The organism is Staphylococcus nepalensis (genome assembly GCF_014635045.1).
Taxonomy (GTDB): domain Bacteria; phylum Bacillota; class Bacilli; order Staphylococcales; family Staphylococcaceae; genus Staphylococcus; species Staphylococcus nepalensis.
Genome location: NZ_BMCF01000001.1, coordinates 481,959 through 502,238, shown reverse-complemented (window position 1 = coordinate 502,238; position 20,280 = coordinate 481,959). Strand labels below are relative to the sequence as shown.

Annotated in this window: 15 protein-coding genes; 8 read left to right on the top strand and 7 right to left on the bottom strand. The window is 33.1% G+C overall.

Annotated elements, in window-relative coordinates:
- Positions 1 to 74 precede the first annotated feature (74 nt).
- Both IEU88_RS02375 and IEU88_RS02370 read left to right on the top strand, forming a co-directional pair.
- Positions 75 to 1,436: a gluconate:H+ symporter gene (locus IEU88_RS02375; RefSeq protein WP_103373163.1), complete on the top strand. Its 1,362-nt coding sequence runs from the start codon at positions 75 to 77 to the stop codon at positions 1,434 to 1,436.
- Between the two features lie 22 nt (positions 1,437 to 1,458).
- Positions 1,459 to 2,478, top strand: coding sequence for a zinc-binding dehydrogenase (locus tag IEU88_RS02370; RefSeq protein WP_103373164.1), 1,020 nt, complete (start codon positions 1,459 to 1,461; stop codon positions 2,476 to 2,478).
- A 297-nt stretch (positions 2,479 to 2,775) separates the two neighbouring features.
- Here IEU88_RS02370 and IEU88_RS02365 read toward each other — a convergent pair whose 3' ends face one another.
- A complete protein-coding gene (locus IEU88_RS02365) occupies positions 2,776 to 4,365 on the bottom strand; it encodes an L-lactate permease (RefSeq protein WP_103373165.1) in 1,590 nt (529 codons plus the stop codon).
- Positions 4,366 to 4,724: 359 nt separating this feature from the next.
- Between IEU88_RS02365 and IEU88_RS02360 the strand changes: the two genes are divergently transcribed.
- The 4 genes from IEU88_RS02360 (at position 4,725) to IEU88_RS02345 (ending at position 9,880) form a co-directional block, all read left to right on the top strand.
- A complete protein-coding gene (locus IEU88_RS02360; RefSeq protein WP_096808290.1) occupies positions 4,725 to 5,981 on the top strand; it encodes an MFS transporter in 1,257 nt (418 codons plus the stop codon).
- A gap of 595 nt (positions 5,982 to 6,576) precedes the next feature.
- The gene (gene argF / locus IEU88_RS02355) at positions 6,577 to 7,608 is read left to right on the top strand and encodes an ornithine carbamoyltransferase (protein ID WP_170006894.1); all 1,032 of its coding nucleotides are present in this window, start codon (positions 6,577 to 6,579) and stop codon (positions 7,606 to 7,608) included.
- A gap of 228 nt (positions 7,609 to 7,836) precedes the next feature.
- On the top strand, positions 7,837 to 9,375 hold the full coding sequence (locus tag IEU88_RS02350) for a PTS transporter subunit EIIC (protein ID WP_103373170.1): 1,539 nt from the start codon (positions 7,837 to 7,839) through the stop codon (positions 9,373 to 9,375).
- Positions 9,376 to 9,745: 370 nt separating this feature from the next.
- Positions 9,746 to 9,880 carry a beta-class phenol-soluble modulin gene (locus tag IEU88_RS02345; RefSeq protein WP_103373171.1) on the top strand — a complete coding sequence of 45 codons (135 nt, stop codon included), beginning with the start codon at positions 9,746 to 9,748 and terminating at the stop codon, positions 9,878 to 9,880.
- A gap of 51 nt (positions 9,881 to 9,931) precedes the next feature.
- Here IEU88_RS02345 and IEU88_RS02340 read toward each other — a convergent pair whose 3' ends face one another.
- From IEU88_RS02340 to IEU88_RS02315, 6 genes are all read right to left on the bottom strand, one after another.
- Entirely contained in the window at positions 9,932 to 11,146 is a 1,215-nt protein-coding gene (locus tag IEU88_RS02340; RefSeq protein ID WP_103373172.1) for a NupC/NupG family nucleoside CNT transporter, read from the bottom strand.
- A gap of 9 nt (positions 11,147 to 11,155) precedes the next feature.
- Entirely contained in the window at positions 11,156 to 12,067 is a 912-nt protein-coding gene (locus IEU88_RS02335) for a pseudouridine-5'-phosphate glycosidase (RefSeq protein ID WP_103373173.1), read from the bottom strand.
- The gene (locus IEU88_RS02330; RefSeq protein WP_103373174.1) at positions 12,051 to 13,160 is read right to left on the bottom strand and encodes a carbohydrate kinase; all 1,110 of its coding nucleotides are present in this window, start codon (positions 13,158 to 13,160) and stop codon (positions 12,051 to 12,053) included. The genes IEU88_RS02335 and IEU88_RS02330 overlap by 17 nt, the downstream gene beginning before the upstream one ends.
- Positions 13,161 to 13,595: 435 nt before the next feature.
- Positions 13,596 to 14,417: a hypothetical protein gene (locus IEU88_RS02325; RefSeq protein WP_103373175.1), complete on the bottom strand. Its 822-nt coding sequence runs from the start codon at positions 14,415 to 14,417 to the stop codon at positions 13,596 to 13,598.
- Positions 14,418 to 14,645: 228 nt separating this feature from the next.
- On the bottom strand, positions 14,646 to 15,944 hold the full coding sequence (locus IEU88_RS02320) for a TcaA second domain-containing protein (RefSeq protein ID WP_103373176.1): 1,299 nt from the start codon (positions 15,942 to 15,944) through the stop codon (positions 14,646 to 14,648).
- A gap of 14 nt (positions 15,945 to 15,958) precedes the next feature.
- Positions 15,959 to 16,774, bottom strand: a complete 816-nt coding sequence (locus IEU88_RS02315; protein ID WP_096808299.1) for a zinc ribbon domain-containing protein — start codon at positions 16,772 to 16,774, stop codon at positions 15,959 to 15,961.
- A gap of 287 nt (positions 16,775 to 17,061) precedes the next feature.
- Here IEU88_RS02315 and IEU88_RS02310 point away from each other — a divergent pair, with 287 nt between their 5' ends.
- Both IEU88_RS02310 and IEU88_RS02305 read left to right on the top strand, forming a co-directional pair.
- On the top strand, positions 17,062 to 17,958 hold the full coding sequence (locus IEU88_RS02310; protein ID WP_096808300.1) for a DUF7916 family protein: 897 nt from the start codon (positions 17,062 to 17,064) through the stop codon (positions 17,956 to 17,958).
- A gap of 374 nt (positions 17,959 to 18,332) precedes the next feature.
- On the top strand, positions 18,333 to 20,273 hold the full coding sequence (locus tag IEU88_RS02305; protein ID WP_103373266.1) for a BglG family transcription antiterminator: 1,941 nt from the start codon (positions 18,333 to 18,335) through the stop codon (positions 20,271 to 20,273).
- The last annotated feature ends 7 nt before the right edge of the window (positions 20,274 to 20,280 follow it).

The following is a 20,280-nucleotide window of genomic DNA, read 5'->3' as shown; positions in this document are numbered from 1 at the left end:
TAATGTGGAATAAACATCAAATAATTTATGCCATCATAATATATTAATCATAAATAAACGAGGGGAGTGTTTCGGTGTTTGGGGAATTTTGGCCACTTATAGGCGTTGTTTTAGGTGTTATTGTACTTTTGATTTTAATTATTAAATTTAAGATAAATGCATTTATTGCATTAATTGTTACATCTATTTTCACCGGTGTTATTTTAGGTATGCCATTAGACAAAATTATAGAAACCGTTGAAAAAGGGATGGGAAACACTTTAGGTAGTGTTGCTATTATATTTGGTCTAGGTGCTATTTTGGGAAAACTTATTGCAGATGGCGGGGGCGCGAATCGTATTGCTGACACGCTTATTGATAAGTTTGGTGAAAAATACATCAAATGGGCTATGATTTTAGCTTCATTTATTATAGGTATTGCGCTGTTCTTTGAAGTAGGACTTGTATTATTAATTCCATTGGCGTTTACGATAGCTAAGCGATTGGGTGTTTCTCATATGAAAATTGGTATTCCAATGGCGATTGCTTTATCTGTCACGCACGGTTTTTTACCGCCACATCCAGGTCCAGTTGTTATTGCTAAAGAATTGAATGCTAATTTAGGTGAAGTATTATTATATGGTATTATCATTGCTATCCCTACAGTTGTCATTGTAGGAGGTTTATTGATACATATGTTACCTAAATTATCGCCAAGTGCTTTTAAAAAAGAAGTAGATATGTCCAATATTATTTCTGAAATTCCAATAAATGAAAAAGAAAAACCAGGCTTTGGTATTAGTGTGTTTACAGCATTATTACCGGTCATTTTGATGTTGTTTGCAACTATTGTTCAAATGATAACAGGACATCAAGATGGTGCTACAAATCAATTTGAAAGTGTTGTTTATTTTATAGGTAACGCTCCTGTAGCAATGTTAATTTCATTATTATTTGCTATTTATTCAATGGGAGTACGTAGAAGAAGAACGATGAATCAAGTGATGGATAGTGCGTCTTCTGCAATTATCCCGATAGGTATGATGATACTGATTTTAGGCGCAGGCGGCTCATTTAAAGAAGTTTTAATAGATGGCGGTGTAGGTAAGACAATTGAACATATGTTTGTCGGTTCTAGTATGTCTCCCATATTATTAGCGTGGATTGTTTCTTCATTGTTACGTATTGCACAAGGATCAGCTACAGTTGCAGCAATATCTACGACGGGTATTGTATTACCATTACTACAAGCAACAGATGCGAATTTAGCATTGGTCACACTTGCAATCGGGGCAGGTAGTATCATTTTTTCACATGTTAATGACACAGGATTTTGGATTTTCAAAGAATATTTCGGTTTAACTGTGAAAGAGACATTTTTAACTTGGTCTGTATTAGAAACGGCCATTTCAGTTTGTGGATTAGTATTTGTATTACTTTTAAATATAATGTTATAAAGTTGAAAGGAGTAAGGTGAGTATGAAAGCGGTATTTATTAATGGAAAAGAAGATATCGAATTGAGAGATGTTGAGACTTTAAATAGTCATGAAGATGATACTAAAGTATTGATTGAAGTGAAGTACGTGGGTATTTGTGGATCTGATTTACATTATTTAGCAGAAGGTGCTAGTGGGCCAGCAGTGATACGTGAACCATTAACACCTGGTCATGAGCTCAGTGGCATATTACTTGAAGATATGGAATATCAAGGTGAAACTTTACCAAAAGGCACTAAGGTTACAGTGCACCCAGCTACTTATGGTGAAAAAATTGAAAGATTACCAAATAACCCTGAAGTTTGGCCAAATGGTGCTTATTTAGGATCTGCCAGATATTTACCTCACCAACAAGGTGCAATGGTTGAAAAAATGTTGGTCGATAAATCTCAAATATTAGCTTTGCCTGATAAGGTATCGTTAAAGCTAGGAGCATTGGCTGAACCACTTAGTGTAGGTATGCACGCTATTAATTTAGCAGGCGGAGTAAAAGATAAATCTGTACTGGTTTCTGGCGCAGGGCCGATTGGTTTACTTGCTGCAGGTGCTGCTTATACATTAGGTGCTAAAAGTGTTACGATTACAGATATGTTAGAAGAACCATTATCACGTGCAAAAGATATGGGAGATATCAAAACACTAAATATTAAGGAAAATGATGTACCTGAAGACCAATATGATGTCATATTAGAATGTTCGGGTGCAACACCAGCTATATCAACAGCATTTAAAGCCGTAAATATTGGTGGCGTTATTATACAAGTTGGTAATTTACAAGATAAAGCAGCACCGATTAACTTAAGCCCTATTAATATTAAACAAGCTACATATCGTGGCTGTTATAGATTTAATAGTGAAATAGAAGACGCATTAAAAGTATTAGAAAAAAATGAAAAAATTGGAAATGTGGTGACTCAAACCTATCATATTGAAGCATATAAAGAAGCGTTTGAAGTAGCAGCCAATTCACGATTATCTTCTAAAGTGATGATTGCTTTTTAATGTAAAAAGCAACACCACATTAAAAACAAAAATAGACTAAATTTAAATCTATATTTGTGAAATTGCCTATAAAAATGTTGGATTTATAGTAGAAATCTATGGCAATTATATGTAAACATAATATTGCTTGCGACAAGCTTGCATGAATAGCTAACGTCTTGAGACTACAAACTCAAAATATGTTCGTATCAATGAAGCAAAACAACACGAAGCATTTATATGAAACAGCCCCCAAAAAGAAATCTTTTGGGGGCTGAATTTTGGAATTTATATTCTAGACGTTGCGCTGTCTTTATATTACGTGAAGAGTAGAGCAATCAAATAAGCGCTTATACCGGCTAATATACAGTAAATTAACGCAGGACCTAATGTTTTTCTAATAACGCTGCCTTCCTTGCCTGGCATATTTACAACGGCACAAACAGCGACTACGTTATGCACACAAATCATATTTCCAGCAGCAGCGCCAATAATCTGTGCTGCTAAGACAATAAATGGGTCAGCGCCAATGGAATTTGCTATATTCATCTGGATAGGTGAAAAAGTCAACGTTGAAACAGTTGCACTACCAGTAATGAATGAACCTAGTGCACCTAAGAATGGAGCTACAAATAACCAAATTGGCCCTAAAGTGGCAGCCATATTTTGGGCAATATATTCTGGCATACTATTCAAATCATTGATATTAATACCAGAATTGATAAAAACATGTACCATCGCAAGCGTAGCGACGAGCGTGATACCTGTGATTTTAATGGTAGCTAATGATTCTTTACTTGCATTGGCCATATTTTTAAAGGATTTTCTTTGAACTAAAATTGCAAAAAGTGCAGATAAAATTAGAATCGTACCTGGTGAATAAAGGAACTGCCATTCAGATGATATTTCTGAGAAATTTAAAATATTATTCCAAGAAAAATCAAGAAAATGCGTTGTGACATATTCAATACTTGGTATGGTTCTTGTTAATAGAAGTAAAATAACAACCATTACGTATGGCGCCCAAGCTGTTAACAAACTCATAGAGTGTTCATTCACATCAGCTTCGTAAGTTTCATCCGCAGCGTCTCTCCAAATTGTTTTAGGCAATAGCCAACCTTTACTTGCTGTTAATACCGCTATAACAAGTCCTGTTAACGAGCCTAATATAGCTACAAACTCTGCACCAAAGATATGTGCATATATAAATGCAGAAACAGCGTATACAATACCAATTAATGCTAACCATGGTAGCATTTCAATGATAGATTTTAATTTTTTATTTTTACCAAAGAAAATAACCATTGTAGCAATAACGATAATAGGTATAAAGATACCACTTAGTAAGTCTAGTATCGTGATTTGTTCAGCAGTAGAATGGAAAAAAGCTTGATTTGCTTCTTTTAAAGTACTTAATCCTACAATAACTGGCGTCCCTACAGCTCCGAAAGAAACAGCAATACTATCAGCGATTAAAGCAGTAGCGACAGCAACTATAGGTCTAAAACCTAAAGCGACCAGTAATGGTGCTGTTACCATAGCAGGTGTTCCAAATCCTGATGCACCTTCAATAAGTGAACCAAATAAGAAGGCAACGATGATAACTTGTACACGCATATCTGGAGAGATTTTTTTAAAACCTGCATTTATGCGATTGACTGCACCTGTTTGACGCAATGTATTGAGCAAAACAAGCGCGCCAAATAAAATATAAAGAATAGTTAAGGTTTTGTGTGTACCTTGAAGTATAGAAGCTATTACAACATTACCTTGCATCCCCCATACAAATATCCCTAAAACAGTAACTACGACAGCACTAATAATCATTCCTTTTAAAGCAGACATGCGTAAAAGTACTAGAAATATAAAAGGTACAATTACTGCACTGAAAGCGACTAATAACATCATTTTATATAAAACTCCCTTATTCATATAATCAATAATCATCTAGTCATATGATGACTAAATAATATACATTGTAACCGTTTTCAATAGAATTTTCAATTGTTTATAAAAAATATATTATTTATATTTCAATTTAGATAGCATAGATATTGGTATCTTTGTATTTAATCTATGACATAAAACGATATTTTCGTAATTCGAAAATCATTTATTCATAAACGAAAACAAACGAAAATAAATTTGCATTAATAGAAAAAATGTAATAATATAATGATAATATTTGAAAGCGTTTCCAAGTATTTTAATTTTAGATAATCCAATATATATAAATGATTGGATGTTTTATATAAGGGGTGTGTGAAATGAGTGATAAACTGACTAAAATAGGTATGCCACCAACTTTGTTATGGGGGTATATTGGTGTATTGATTTTTATGATGGGCGATGGGTTAGAATTAGCTTGGATTAGTCCATATTTACATGAAAATGGATTATCTGTACAACAGACAGCGATTTTGACTACATGTTATGGTGTGACGATAGCGATTGGTTCTTGGTTATCAGGTGTGTTGGTTGAAATTATCGGCCCGAGAAAAGTAATGTTGTTAGGTACGGGATTATATATTATTGGACATGTGATATTTGTTGGATTTGCCATTCCGACAATGGATTACAACATCATGATCCCATCTTACGCTATAAGAGGTTTTGGCTACCCGCTATTTGCTTATTCCTTTTTAGTGTGGGTGGCTTACCGCTCTCCACAAAAAAGATTAGGTGCAGCTGTAGGTTGGTTCTGGTTTGTATTTACAGGGGGATTAAGCGTCTTAGGATCATTCTATTCTTCGTTAGCGATTCAATTATTCGGTCATTTCTTTACATTGTGGACTGCGATTGTTTGGGTGCTATTAGGTACGTTTTTAGCTGTATTTGTCAATAGAGATCAGTTCATAGTTGAAGAAAAAGGGCACGGGTTTAAAGAACATATCAGTGAGATTTTGGCAGGTATCACAATATTAAAAAGAGAACCACGTGTTGCAGTGGCATGCGTTGTCAGAGTAATTAACCAAGCAGCACAATATGCCTTCCCATTATTCTTACCAATTTATTTAGCGTCTAAAGGCATTGCAACAACAACTTGGTTAAATATTTGGGGAACAATTTTTATAGCTAATATCATATTTAACCTCATATTTGGCGCTTTAAGCGATAAAATAGGTTGGAAAAATACAATTTCTTATATCGGTGGTATTGGGTGTGCAGTATTTACATTAGGTCTTTACTTTGTACCTGAATTATTTACAGGCAACGTCTTTATTGTTGGTACAGTAGGCTTTTTATGGGGTGTGTGTTTAGCAGGGTTTGTTCCTATTTCTGCACTTGTTCCGTCACTTGTACATGATGGTGATAAAGGGCCAGCTATGGCAATTTTAAATTTAGGCGCAGGTCTTTGCGTTTTTGCTGGTCCAGGTTTAGTAGCATTATTTTATAGTAGTATTGGTGTTCAAGGCATGATGTACTTGATATTTGGATTATATGTTGCCAGCGCCATTATGACACGTTTCTTAAAAACACCAGAAGAACGTGCACGCACTAAGGCCGATGTTTTGCATAATTAAAAATAAACCAATTAAAGCGATAGGCTTTAGCATTCAAAAAATATGTAATTGAAGTGAGACGGTACTGGATTATTTATTTTTAAATAAGGTATATAAAGCGGGAACACAATATCAATTTGATGAAATTGGATATCGTGTTCCTGTTTTTTGTATTTACTTTAAGATATGATTACGCAAATTTTTGAGACAGAGTGGTTAAAAATGTAGTTATTTTTCTTGAAAACCGCCTGAAACGAATTGAGCAGCAATTTGTTTAAAAGTAGACAATAGTAAATCTAACATAGATGTTCACCTCCATGGATTAACTATTATGTATGCAATATACTATAAAATTTTAAAAATAAGCGCATTAAATCATAACCTAAAAAATAACTGCCTCAGTGTTTATGCTTAAAAATTTTTATCCCTCAAACGTTATAAAATAGGACTTCAGTGTAGAATGGTATGTACCATTTGGGAGGTTATTTATATTTTTAAAAGAAAAAGCTAACTTCATTTTTAAATAATATGCAATAAAAAGTATATTTATTCTTGATTTATAGTTTATTTAGGTTTAATATGTATATTAACCTTATAAAAACATTGGAGTGATGACATTGGGGCGTACACAACAAATTTAAAAAAACTACAATCATTTAAAGGAAAAAGTTTTTTGAAAACATGTGACTTTTCTTTAGATGAGCTCGTAACTTTAATCGATTTTACTGGAGAACTTAAAGAGAAGAAAAAACGAGGTATCCCACATCCATATCTTAAAGGGAAAAATATTGCTTTATTATTTGAAAAGCCATCTACAAGAACACGCGCAGCGTTTAGTGTGGCAGCAAATGATTTAGGTGCTTTCCCAGAACATTTTGGCCAAGGTGATATTCATTTAGGCGTTAAAGAATCTACCGAAGATACTGCAAAAGTATTAGGAAGTATGTATGATGGTATTGAATTTAGAGGACACCATCAAAGTGATGTAGAAAACATAGCACAACATGCAAATGTGCCAGTGTGGAATGGTTTAACGAATGAGTGGCATCCAACGCAAATGGTTGCAGATTTTTATACTTTAAAAGAAAGTTTAGGTACATTACAAGGCAAGACTTTGACTTATGTAGGTGATGCAAGAAACAACGTCGCGCATGATTTGTTAGTTACTGGAGCAATATTAGGTGTAAATATTCATATTGCAGCACCTGAATCATTATTTCCACATCAAGATATACAAAAACTTGCTGAAACTTACGCATTACAATCAGGTAGTCAAATCTTAATTACAGATAATATCCAACAAGCTGTTTATAAAACGGATGCGATATATACTGATGTATGGTTTTCAATGGGAGAAGATGAATCTGTTCAAACGCAACGTATTAATGATTTACTTCCATACCAGATTAATGAAGCCATGCTCGTCAATACTATGAATCCAAATGTTATTGTGATGCATTGTTTGCCAGCATTTCATGATGTACACACAGAAGTAGGACAACAAATTTATAAAACGCATGGATTAACAGAAATGGAAATAACAGATGCAGTTTTTAAAGGTAAACATTCTGTTGTATTCGAACAAGCAGAAAATAGATTACATTCGATTAAAGCTATAATGGCAGGAACTTTGGGCGATATATTTTAAATAATATGAGCGCAAAGTAAGTTTTAAAAGCGACGTATAAGCAGATGCATTACTGTAGAAACAGAGAGATAGAAATTATATTTTAAAAATATAATTTCTATCTCTCTTATTTTTTATGTTTCAAAGAAGCGTTTTCAATATTTTTTGAAAAAGTTTTTCATAATATAAAAAACCATTGATTAATATTTTCTTTAACTGTATATTGATGGTAATTAGGAGGTTAATCATATGAGTAAATTGTTCGAGAGGGCACAACAGTTTGGTAAATCATTTATGTTACCTATCGCTATCTTACCAGCAGCTGGATTATTATTAGGCATTGGTGGTGCATTAAGTAATCCTAATACCATTAAAGCTTACCCTATGTTGGATATTGCTTTATTACAAAATATATTCGTACTGATGTCTTCTGCAGGTAATATTGTATTTCAAAACCTACCTGTTATTTTTGCCATTGGTGTTGCAATAGGCTTGGCTAAAAGTGATAAAGGCACTGCAGGATTAGCTGCGATGTTAGGTTTCTTAATTATGAATGCTTCTATGAATGGCTTGTTAACCATTACAGAGACTTTAGCTAAAGGAAATTTAGCTGAAGAAGGCCAAAGTATGGTGCTGGGTATTCAAACGGTAGAAACGGGTGTATTTGGCGGTATTATAACGGGTGTTATGACAGCGCTTTTACATAACAAATATCATAAAATAGCATTACCTTCGTATTTAGGATTCTTTGGAGGATCTCGCTTTGTTCCAATTATTACAGCTATCGCTTCTATTATACTTGGAGTCATTATGTTTTTTATTTGGCCAACGATACAAGGATGGATTTTTGGTGTTGGTGGTATTGTAGATAAAACAGGTGTAATTGGCACTTTCTTCTTTGGTTTTATATTGAGGTTGTTGGGCCCATTTGGCTTACACCATATATTCTATTTACCATTTTGGCAAACTGCATTAGGTGGCTCATTAGAGGTCAAAGGCCATCTCGTACAAGGAACACAAAATATATTCTTTGCTCAGTTAGGCGACCCAGACGTGACTAAATATTATTCAGGCGTTTCGCGTTATATGTCAGGGCGTTTTATTACGATGATGTTCGGTCTCTGTGGCGCAGCATTAGCAATTTATCATACTGCTAAACCGAAACATAAAAAAGTCGTAGGAGGTTTAATGTTATCAGCTGCATTAACGTCATTTTTAACAGGCATTACAGAACCTTTAGAATTTAGCTTTTTATTTGTTGCACCTGTATTATATGTCATTCATGCTTTTTTAGATGGCTTAGCATTTATGATGGCTGACATATTTAACATTACGATTGGTCAAACGTTTAGTGGTGGCTTTATAGACTTTTTATTATTTGGTGTATTACAAGGCAATGCTAAGACAAACTTCTTATGGGTTATCCCTATAGGTATCGTTTGGTTTATGATTTATTATGCTATTTTTAGATTCTTAATTAGTAAATTTAATTTTAAAACCCCTGGTCGTGAAGACGAAGCAGCCATAGAAACAGTTCAAGCTACAGATCGTGCTAAAACAATCATTAAAGGGTTAGGAGGAAAAGAAAATATAGATATTGTTGATTGTTGTGCTACAAGATTAAGAGTGACATTAAAAACGGATGACCCAGTAGATAAACAAATACTTAATTCTACAGAGGCTAAAGGTGTCATACAAAAAGGAAACGGCGTACAAATCGTTTATGGTCCCCATGTCACAACAATTAAAAATGAAGTGGAAGCGTTGTTAGAGAGCAATCAATCATAAAGAATAAAATGATAAATATTTATATTAAGACATAATAACTTTTTTAAGAATATTTGAGTAGGGCGGGGCGTGAAATTTTTTAGGGTTTCTGTCTCGCTCTTATTTTGTGTTAATTTATTAAAGATTGTTTTTAAATGCTTATTCGCTATAAAAAATTACATAATGCATTTGGATAAAAGAAATAATTATTTTTAAAGATTCAATGTTACAAATAGGAAATATTATTCATTTAAAAAGAGTTGCATTGACGATTAGGAATAAAAAAGCGTAAGTTAAGAAACGTCTACAACAATATTATTTTTTTGTATTACAATTTAGTTGAAAGTAAACAACCTTTGAATAAAAGGTGATAGAGAAAGAGGTGTATTAAATGTCTAATTTCGTAAACGCAATCAGTGAAGCGGTAAAAGCAGGTTTAAACGCTGATTGGATAACAATGGGAACTAGCATTGCTGATGCATTAGCTAAAGGCGCTGACTTCATCTTAGGTTTTTTTAACTCGTAAAAAAAGACGAGGGCGGTTGGTGATAAACCAATCTACCCATCGTCTTTTATTTTATAAAACTAAACCAATCATTGATGCAGAGATAATTGAAGCTAGTGTAGAGCCTAGAAGTAGACGTAAGGCAAACGATGCTACTTTATTGCCTTGTTCATTACTAAAGCCTTTAATTGCACCAACAATAATACCTACTGTACCAAAGTTAGCGAAACTAACAAGGTATACAGAAATGATACCTTGTGTACGTTGTGTTAAATCACCAGCTAATTTTTGGAAATCTAACATAGCAACAAACTCGTTCGTGATTAACTTTGTCGCCATCAATGAACCGGCTTGAACTGCTTCGCTCCATGGTATACCAATAATAAATGCAATAGGCGCAAAGATAAAACCGATTAATTGTTTAAAATCTAAGCCTACAAAGTTAAATAATACTGTGATTGCTTCCATCAGAGAAATGAATGCAAGCAGCATAATAGCAACACTTACGGCAATTTTAAAACCATCCGTTGCACTATCACCAATCATCTGGAAGAAGGGTATTTTTTTAGGCTTTGCTTTAGCATTATTGGAAATATTTTCATCAGCGGTTAAGTTAGAGATTTCTACATCGCTGTCGTCTGATTTATAAGGATTGATTACGCTTGCGATAATTAAGGCACTGAAAATATTTAACATAACAGCAGTCACAACATATTTAGGTTCGATCATTTGCATATACGAACCTAACATAGCCATGCTCACAGCACTCATACCGGAAGTTGTAATCGTATATAATTTAGCTTTAGATAATTTAGGAATCATTTCTTTGATTGTTAGGTAAACTTCTGGTTGTCCTAGCATAGAAGTTGAAATAGCAAAGTAACTTTCGAGACGACCCATGCGTGTGATTTTATTAATGATAATACCTACATATTTAATAATAAATGGAAGAATTTTAAAATAATTTAATACTCCGATTAACACGGAAATAAATACTAAAGGTAATAACACTGTAATAAAGAATGTTGAAGCGCCTTTATTTTGTAAACCACCGAATACAAAGTCGATGCCCGCTTTACTAATATTAATTAATTCTTCAAAAAATGAACCTAACCCCGTTAATATGGTTAAACCAATAGTCGTGTTCATCATAAATAACACGATAACGATTTGAACGATTAACATCACGAGTGGTTTTTTAAAATCAATTGCTTTTCTATTGTAACTAAATAGAAAAGCGATAAATAATGCAAAAATTATACCTGTAAAGGCAAATAAGATTGACATAAGGATCACCTACATTTGATTGAAAGCAACTGCAATTTTAGCTCCTAGTATCGCATTGTTCTCAACTAGTTTAATATTTGTGTGTAAACTCTTACCATCAGATTTTTCAACGATTTTACCGAGTAAGAATGGCGTAGAGTCTTTGCCGCTAATACCTAGTGCTTCAGCTTCTTTAACTGCTTCTTCAATGATACTATCGATATATGATTTAGATAATTCATCTTCTTTAGGTACTGGGTTAGCGATAACTACGCCACCTTCAATATCTAAATCATTTTTAACTTTACAAATACGTGCAATATCTTCTGGATTTTCAGATGAGCTGTTCAATTTAATACCGCTCTCTCTCGTAAAGAATGCTGGCAACTCATCAGTTTTATAGCCAATTACTGGTACGCCTTGAGTTTCAAGATATTCCATTGTTTTTGGCAAATCTAAAATAGATTTAGCGCCCGCACAAATCACTGTGACATTCGTTTTACCTAATTCTTCTAAATCAGCTGAAATATCCATAGTGCTTTCAACACCTCTATGTACACCTCCGATACCGCCAGTAACAAAGAATTGAATTGCTGCTAAATCAGCACACATCATCGTTGAGGCAACTGTAGTTGCGCCGACACGTTTAGTGGCAAGCACTTCTGTAAAATCGCGGCGTGATACTTTCGCAACATTGTCACTGTTTGCAAGTAACTCTAATTCCTCTTTTTCAAGACCAATTTTAATTTTTCCGTCGATTAATGCAATCGTTGCTGGAATCGCACCGTTCTTGCGTATAATATTTTCGACCTTTGTTGCCATTTCAACATTCTGTGGATAAGGCATACCGTGTGAAATGATGGTTGATTCTAATGCTACAATGGGTTTGTTCTCTGCTTTAGCTTGTTTCACTTCTTTAGAAAAATCAATGTATTGTTTCATTTTTATATTCCTCCAGGTCTCTAAATAATTGTTTTTTATCTAAGTTTTGTCTCACTGTATATTCAGTTTCAATTGTTTTTCGTGAATTAATCATTCCTGCTGTTAGTATGCTTTCAGTATCTAGTTCATTTAGCCAACTGAATATCACAGCACTAGAGAAAGAGTCTCCAGCTCCCGTTACATCAACAACATGGTTAGAAGGTGTAACAGACTTAATAACTTCTTCTGTATGATTTCTAAAAATAAGTTCTTTGATGCCATTAGTAATAATGACATTTGTCACGCCCAAGTCATTCCATTTTTTAGCAGCATTTTTTAAATCATCTGTATTAGTGATTTCCATATTTAAATAAGTTTCTGTTTCATCTCTATTTATAATGAGCCAATCGATAGCATGTAATGAATCAGGCATATTTTTCATTTTTGGAGACGACACAGGTATAATAATCAGTTTAATATTATGCTTTTCTGAATAAGCGCATAGAAAATCCATTGCGTTTTTTGAAATATTAAGATCTGCAATAATACATTTTGCTTTAATTAATAAATGGGTTCGCTTAATTAAAAATTCTGGTGAAATATAATCATAGACTTCCATATCTGCTAAACCATATTCCATATTACCTTCATTATTGATTAATGCAGTATATGAACCAGTATTAACGCTTTCGATTTGTTGCACATGATCTAAATTCATAAATGGACTCGACAATTTATGAATCATATCCCACTCACTATCGTTTCCGCTTACTGACAAAAATGCAACAGTTTCTCCCATACGTCCTAAATTCTCTGCAATGTTTCTTGCAACACCACCTATGGATCTTGTTGAGGTTACAGGATTAGAAGTTTCTAACTGCAAATCAGTATGGACGTAGAATTTTCTATCTAAGTTTGCAGCCCCGATACAAACAATAGGATAGTCTTCGTTTAGAACGTAGGCCTTTCCTAATACATATTCTTTACGTATAAGGCCAGAAATAATATTTGCAACGGCAGGCCTTGATAATCCAATAGATTGTGCTAATTCTTGTTGTGAGATGAATGGGTTTTCTTGAATGCGATCTAAAACTGCTTGTTCATTTTTATTCATATGACGAACCTCCTTTGCTATAAAGTAAAAGTTAAACTTAAGTTTAAAATATAAACTTTTGTTTAATTTTATAAGATAATAGCATGAAAATTCAGTTTTGTATACGCTTACAAAAGATAGTTGCTAATTTTGTAATATTTAAATATAAACATTTAGGGGAGGAAAATCCTTTAAAAATCAGTGTGCTGTATACTAAAAATAAATGCTTGGGGTGATTAATTAGCACTCATTGAAAATTTTTTTCATGTAGTTAATGAAGTATAAAGAGGAAGTTATAGATTTGAACATGTCATGTAAATAAATATACATAATCAAAATAAAACGCATCTCCAATCAAAATGGAGACGCGTTTGTATGCAATAAACATAATGGGTGTTGCATATAAAAAGATTAGCTTGAATTGTATATGTGTTCAATTTAAGTTAGATTGTTCGTTTAGCTTTCGTTATTGTTCGTGCGATCTGTATCTTCTTTGTCATTGAATAAAGAAGAGAACTTTGATTTTATATCGTCTAATTTATGATTTGCTTTGTCTAGCTCTGCTTGCATTTGATTAGTGTTACCATTGTCTTTTTCATTTTTGGCTTGTTTTAAATCGTCTACGGTAGTTTGGTATTTCTCTGCTAAATTATTTGTTTTATTAGAATCTGCTTCTTGTTTTAAACTATCTACTTTATCTTGTAATGCTTGCAACTTAGAATCGGTGTTATTGTTAGAATTAGAAATGTTCTCTTTTAATGATTGAATATCCTCCTTAACTTCATTATTTTGGCGTTGGAAATTGACGTTACTACCTTGAGTATCATTTGATTGGTTTTGATTAGCAGACTGCTGCTCGCTTGTCTGTTTAGTAGACTGTTGTTCATTATTATCACTGTTTATATACGTGGTAACTGCAAAAATGATGACAACGATCAGTAAGACAATGACCCCCAAACCTAACCAAACGTTTTTACGTTTAGCTTTTTTATTTTCATCTAATAAATATAATTCACGTTCACGGTCTTGTTGATTATAATGTGGTTCTTGATTATGGCTTTTTTGTGAATTCGTATCATATAACTGGTTACTTTTAGTTATACGACGGTAAGGCTGGTATAATATATCTCCAAAAATAGCTTGTTGTTGTTCATCACTTACAGTGTGAATATTTAAATCCGTGTTCACTTTTCCATTTTTGTCTAGGGCAATTATCTTTCCGTCATCTTCAATTTTTAAGATTTTTGGATAATCACTGAAAGAATGGTTGTCATTCATTGTCTCACCTTCAATTTTCTTTAAATATAATATTGCGTACTTTGTGTATACCCCACTAATGTAGTCTAAACATTAATTTTTTTAATATTTCTTTAATAATGGAAGCATGACGTTAAAAATGGCTGACCTCATAAATGATATGAAATCAGCCTAGATACAATTTTAACTATTGAGTTGTCTACTTAACTGGATGTAGCTCATTTCTATCCCTAGCTTGTATAAAAGGATTTAATACCCTGAATCAACTTCTTCTCCATCTTCATCATATTCGGTAACATAGCCATCTTCATCAATGGTATAAGAACCAGCTAATTCACCGTCTTTATCAGTGAATGAGAATCCCCAGCCATCTTCCGTTTTTTCAGGTTCTTTATAAGTATAATTATCTGTATCTAATGCGCTCCCTTCATAAGACTCTACTTTATCTATAACATTTTCACGTGTTACTTTCTCTTCAGAACTAGAATCACTATCGTCATCTTCAGACTCAGAGTTAGTCTCTTTTTCCAAAATTTTATCTTCGTAATCACTGATAGCGTCGTCATCAAAAGATAATGAAACATCTATTTCATCTTCGTCCTCTTTTGGACTTGAAATGTTTTCTACACTAGATTTGAATTGCTTACCTTCAACTTTTGTTGTAGCGTAAACTTCGACTTTTTCATCTGGTGCATATGGCCCATATGTTTCTGAATCAAATTCATCAAAATTTGGTTGTTCTTTATCATTAATGTAAAGTTTGAGTGTATCTGAATTAGCGTATGTTGAATCAATAGTTACAGTAAAACGTTTTTGTTTGAATTGTAGATCAGCACTATTACTTTCTGACATATCGATATGAACCACGCCTTTGAATTTTTTATCCTCAACGTTTTGTGTTGCTTTTAAATCGTATATACCGATAGGGAAGTCATCAAGTGTTTTTGTTTTATCTTGTTTTAACTTAACTTGTTTTGTTTCACCGTTAAGTTTATAAGAAAGTGTACTGTTTTCATTTGATGTAATAGAGACCGGTTCAGTACTTACGTTAAAAATGTAATTTTTAAATATTCCCCATTTTTTTTCATCTTGAGTAATATTAATAAGGGAGGTATCACCTACAGTGACTGTATGATCATTTAGTTTGTGATTTTTTACATTTTTAGCACTATTTTGTAATTCATCTGCAACGCGATCAACGCTATCTGTTTCATCAATATATTTATAAATTGCTTTAGCTTCGTCTTTAGAAATGGGATCTCCATTTGATGTTAAATGATTGGCCAAGCTATCTGTATCTTGGTCTTTTAAATCTTTAGAAATTGCTTCTGCTTGTTTAGTTGGAGATAATTGTGCATCGATGATTTTATAGGCAGTAAATAAAGCAATTATAATAACAATGACGGCTACAATGATGATATATATAGGTAATTTTGATTTTTTTGGTGGTGTTGGGTGTGTTGATCTTTGTTGGACAGGTGTGCCACATTGTGTACAAACGCGTTGGCCTGGTTTGAGTTCTGCGCCACAATTATTACAATATTTCATGGTTGACTCCCTCCTTAGTAACCTGTGTTAAAAAATGAACTTAAGTCATTTAATGTATTTGAAATAGTACCCTCGACTAGGATGCGTAAAATGACGCCTAAGATAACGATATAGATAAGCATAGAATAAATGACTGGCATACGTATGCTCTGATTATGGCTATATTTGGTAATTAAGTATATTGGTGCTATGAAAGTAAATAATATAGAAATAATAATAAGTAGTACTGCAAAACTAGGTACATGGATTGCTGAAAATAGTAAACCTAGTAAAAGTATCACCACTGATAGGGTGTTTATTAATACAAAATCTGAAAGTGCTTTATGTAGGCTTATTTTAATATTTAAAATTTTAATTAGAGCAAATGTGATACCAAAGAGCACTGTAATTGCTATGAGCAAGAAGAATGTAATGTTAAAAACTACACTTGCTTTGCTGCTCATAATATATGCTATTTCAGCTGGGATAATAATGGCTAGTAGTATCATTGACAATATAAAACCAGCTATAATTACACTGAATAATGTTTTATAAGAAAAATAGTGTGGGCTGGCAAGTTCTTTATCTGGATGACTGAAAGCAGTTGAAAAGAAATTTTTTGACTCATTTAAAATAACATTTGTGTGTGTTGAAAATGTTTCGTTTTTATGATTTGACTGAGCTGAAGGTTGTGTCGTTTCTTGTTTTGAAATGGAATGATGCTGTGTTTGTTGGGATGTGGCAGTCGAATTGACCTTTGTATTATTAGATTGTTGTGTTAGTTTTGTCCCACATTCCCCACAAAACAAATCTGATGTTTCGATAGGACTTCCGCAATTTGGACAATGCATATAACTTCCCCCTTGTAATGTATATTGAAATATATTATCACACTAATATTTATGAAACGCTACAGTTTTTGAAAATTAAATAATTTAAAATTTTAAAAACAGATAATGAATATAGAATGCTTTTTATTAAAAAAGAATTAAAATAAGCGGACGATAGCGTATATGGTAAAATAATTAACTATATAGCACGTTTAGTTTAAAGGTAAAAAGAAATATATTTATTAATTGGAATTTCAATTATAAAGCATGTTGGAACTAAAATAACTTATACAAGGAGTAGATATCATATGGTAAAAAGATTATTGAGCGCCAACGCATCAGAACTCATTGAAATGACAGGCAAAGAATTGAAGCAGAGTATTAAAGCTAGCGCTGGACGTGTCGTTTTATCTGAAAACATCGTTACTGAAACGCCTATGGTGCCAGATATTTCTAATGCTGAATTAGCCCGTGCGTTTGGTGCAGATTTGATTTTATTAAATGGTTTTGATGCATTTAATCCAAAAGTAAAAAACATTGGTGAAGGGGCGCACGTGATAGAGACATTGAGATATTTAGTTGGTAGACCTGTAGGGGTGAACTTAGAACCAGTTGATAAACGTGCAAATATGACCGAGGCACACTTAGATATTGCACTAGGGCGTCAAGCAAGCTCTGAGACAGTTCGAGCGCTCGAACAATTAGGTGTCAATTTTATTTGTATGACAGGCAATCCAGCAACTGGAGTAACCAATGATAAAATTATAGAAGCAATTGAAAGTACAAGCGCACATTTTTCAGGTTTAATTATTGCTGGAAAAATGCATAGCTCTGGCGTAGATGAACCTGTTATTACAAAAACATATGTAGAAAAATTCATTGAAGCAGGGGCAGATATGATACTTGTACCTGCAGTTGGTACAGTCCCAGGTTTTGACGAGACGCAACTTAAAGATATTGTGAAAGTCGTACATCGTAATGGTGGGCTTGTGATGTCAGCTATTGGTACAAGTCAAGAAAGTGCTGATCCCAGTACAATTAGAGATTTTGCGATTAGAAATAAAATATGTGGTGTAGATATCCAACACATTGGTGATGGTAGTTCCTGTGGACTAGCACCGGTGGAGAATATATTTGAATTGAGTAAAGCGTTACGGGGTGAAAGACATACGCTATCAATGATTGCAAGGTCAATTAACCGCTAATAGATATAAAAATATTATAGTGACATCAAGAAATAAATCAGTGAAAATATTTTTTATTAAGAACAGTAATGAAACCAAGATATGACGTTGAGTTTCATTACTGTTTTTTTAATTATTAAATAGGGTTAAATAACCACAATTGTTAATATATGAATATTTTATTTTAAATACAATATTCTATATCAGATGCTCATGTTCTCACTTTTTGTATTACTAACATAATTTATATACAAATTATTTAATGATTAATTTATAATTTTAAAAAGTAACTGCTTGTGATAGATGTGCAACTTTTCGGATTACGAGACGAAAGAGATTACACACCTATCATTAATAGTAAGCGGTTACAATATATATGTAAGGAGGTTGCTCGTGTGTTAAGCAAGAGACAGCATCATATATTAACATTCTTACTTGAACGTGAATCGTTTATACCTATTCATCAGTTAGCTACACAATTTAATGTTTCAGAAAGGACAATACAATATGATTTAGAATATATAGAAAGTATGGCACAGAAATTAGATTTAACTATTTTTAGAAATAAAAATACAGGTATCAAGATTGAAACTACAATGCCACTCAATGATATCACTAATCGATATACAGCGACTTCAATTCATTATTCTAAAGAAGAGCGCATACGTTATATCATACTGAAATTGTTTGAGTCTAATATTCCGACATCTTCCCAATCATTAGCTAACATGGTTTCAGTCACACGTAGAACAATTGTAGATGATTTAAAAAGTGTACAAATCTGGTTAGCCTCATATAATTTGAAGTTAACATATATCAAAAACAAAGGATTTATTATAGAAGGTGAAGAAACACATTACCGCAAGGCATATGCGTCATGTGTACACGAATATTTTCAAAATCATACACATCAAATAGGACATAAACTCTTTTCTAATAAAGAACTAGAAGATATTCGATTGGCTGTAACGTCAGTGTTATTTGAAGCAAATTATCAATTAGTTCAAAGCGCAATAGATGGTTTGATGTATCACATATTAATTGCGATACATCGTGCTAAAGAAAAGTTTATTTTTGAAATTCCCGAAGTAGAATATGAAAAATTAGCAAAAACAGACCAATTTCGTGTGGCATTATTGATAAAAGCATCTTTAGAGGAAAAATTTGAAATACATTTTCCGAAAAGTGAAGCAGGTTTTATCACGTTGCATTTATTAGGCGCTAAAACGTCAGAAATGAACTATGCAAGTGAAGACGTAGATGATTTAGAAATTTTGACGGAACAATTGATCGAACGGATCAGTGCTGATTTAGGACTAGATTTATTGAATGATAGCAAATTATTAAATGGATTGATTGTTCATTTGAGACCAGCTATTCATCGATTGAAATTTGACATGACACATAAAAACCCACTAACAGATGAAATACACCAACAGTACCATCACATGATTGAGAGATTGCAACATCATATTTGGGGGATTGAAGAGAATTATCAAATTTGTTTTAACAGAGATGAATTGGCATATATTACGCTGCATTTTGCATCAGCTATTGAACGTATTTCAGCGATTACAACAAATGCTATAAAAGTAGTGCTCCTCTGTGGATCTGGTGTAGGGACATCGCAATTATTGAAAAGCAGGATACGGCATATCTACCCTGAACTAGAAATTGTAGACGCTTATTCAATATATGAAATTAACGAAACCCTATTGAAACATGAAGGCGTCGATTACATTATTTCAACCGTGCCATTTGAACATGAATCGATACCTGTACTTCATGTTTCGCCATTTTTAGATAAAAACGATCGAAAGCAAATGAACGATATTATTAATATTTCAAGAGAAAAATACGTTAATGATATCAAGGGATTAGGACCAACATTGCAAGACGTTTTACCAGAAAATAGGATTTTAACATGCCAGCCTTCACTTTCTAGAAATGAAGCTATTAAGCAAAGCGTTGGAGCGTTAGTTGATGATCAAATTGTAGATGATATTTATGCAGAAGAAATTATTGAACAACTCGATGCGTTCGGACCCTATATGGTTATTAGCCCGCATATCGCGTTATTACACGCTAAACCAACACATGTTAAAGGTTCAGTAGGGTTTAGCATTGTACATTACAAAGGTGGTATTCATTTTGAACATAACCAATATGATCCTGTTTTTATCATAGTGACATTAGCAACAGCACAACCCCAAATCCATTTGAACGCATTAAGACAATTTAGTGAATTAGTGATGGACGAACAGTATAGAAACAAACTGTTTTTAGGAGATATGAATGAAATCATGCATTGTATCAATGAGGTGAGTCAACATTAAGGAGGAA

Bases quoted from the DNA above. Each gene is read 5' to 3' on its own strand.
- IEU88_RS02370 (WP_103373164.1), top strand. From the start codon at position 1,459: ATGAAAGCGGTATTTATTAATGGAAAAGAAGATATCGAATTGAGAGAT.
- IEU88_RS02365 (WP_103373165.1), bottom strand. From the start codon at position 4,365: ATGATGTTATTAGTCGCTTTCAGTGCAGTAATTGTACCTTTTATATTT.
- IEU88_RS02360 (WP_096808290.1), top strand. From the start codon at position 4,725: ATGAGTGATAAACTGACTAAAATAGGTATGCCACCAACTTTGTTATGG.
- IEU88_RS02350 (WP_103373170.1), top strand. From the start codon at position 7,837: ATGAGTAAATTGTTCGAGAGGGCACAACAGTTTGGTAAATCATTTATG.
- IEU88_RS02345 (WP_103373171.1), top strand. From the start codon at position 9,746: ATGTCTAATTTCGTAAACGCAATCAGTGAAGCGGTAAAAGCAGGTTTA.
- IEU88_RS02340 (WP_103373172.1), bottom strand. From the start codon at position 11,146: ATGTCAATCTTATTTGCCTTTACAGGTATAATTTTTGCATTATTTATC.
- IEU88_RS02335 (WP_103373173.1), bottom strand. From the start codon at position 12,067: ATGAAACAATACATTGATTTTTCTAAAGAAGTGAAACAAGCTAAAGCA.
- IEU88_RS02330 (WP_103373174.1), bottom strand. From the start codon at position 13,160: ATGAATAAAAATGAACAAGCAGTTTTAGATCGCATTCAAGAAAACCCA.
- IEU88_RS02325 (WP_103373175.1), bottom strand. From the start codon at position 14,417: ATGAATGACAACCATTCTTTCAGTGATTATCCAAAAATCTTAAAAATT.
- IEU88_RS02320 (WP_103373176.1), bottom strand. From the start codon at position 15,944: ATGAAATATTGTAATAATTGTGGCGCAGAACTCAAACCAGGCCAACGC.
- IEU88_RS02315 (WP_096808299.1), bottom strand. From the start codon at position 16,774: ATGCATTGTCCAAATTGCGGAAGTCCTATCGAAACATCAGATTTGTTT.
- IEU88_RS02310 (WP_096808300.1), top strand. From the start codon at position 17,062: ATGGTAAAAAGATTATTGAGCGCCAACGCATCAGAACTCATTGAAATG.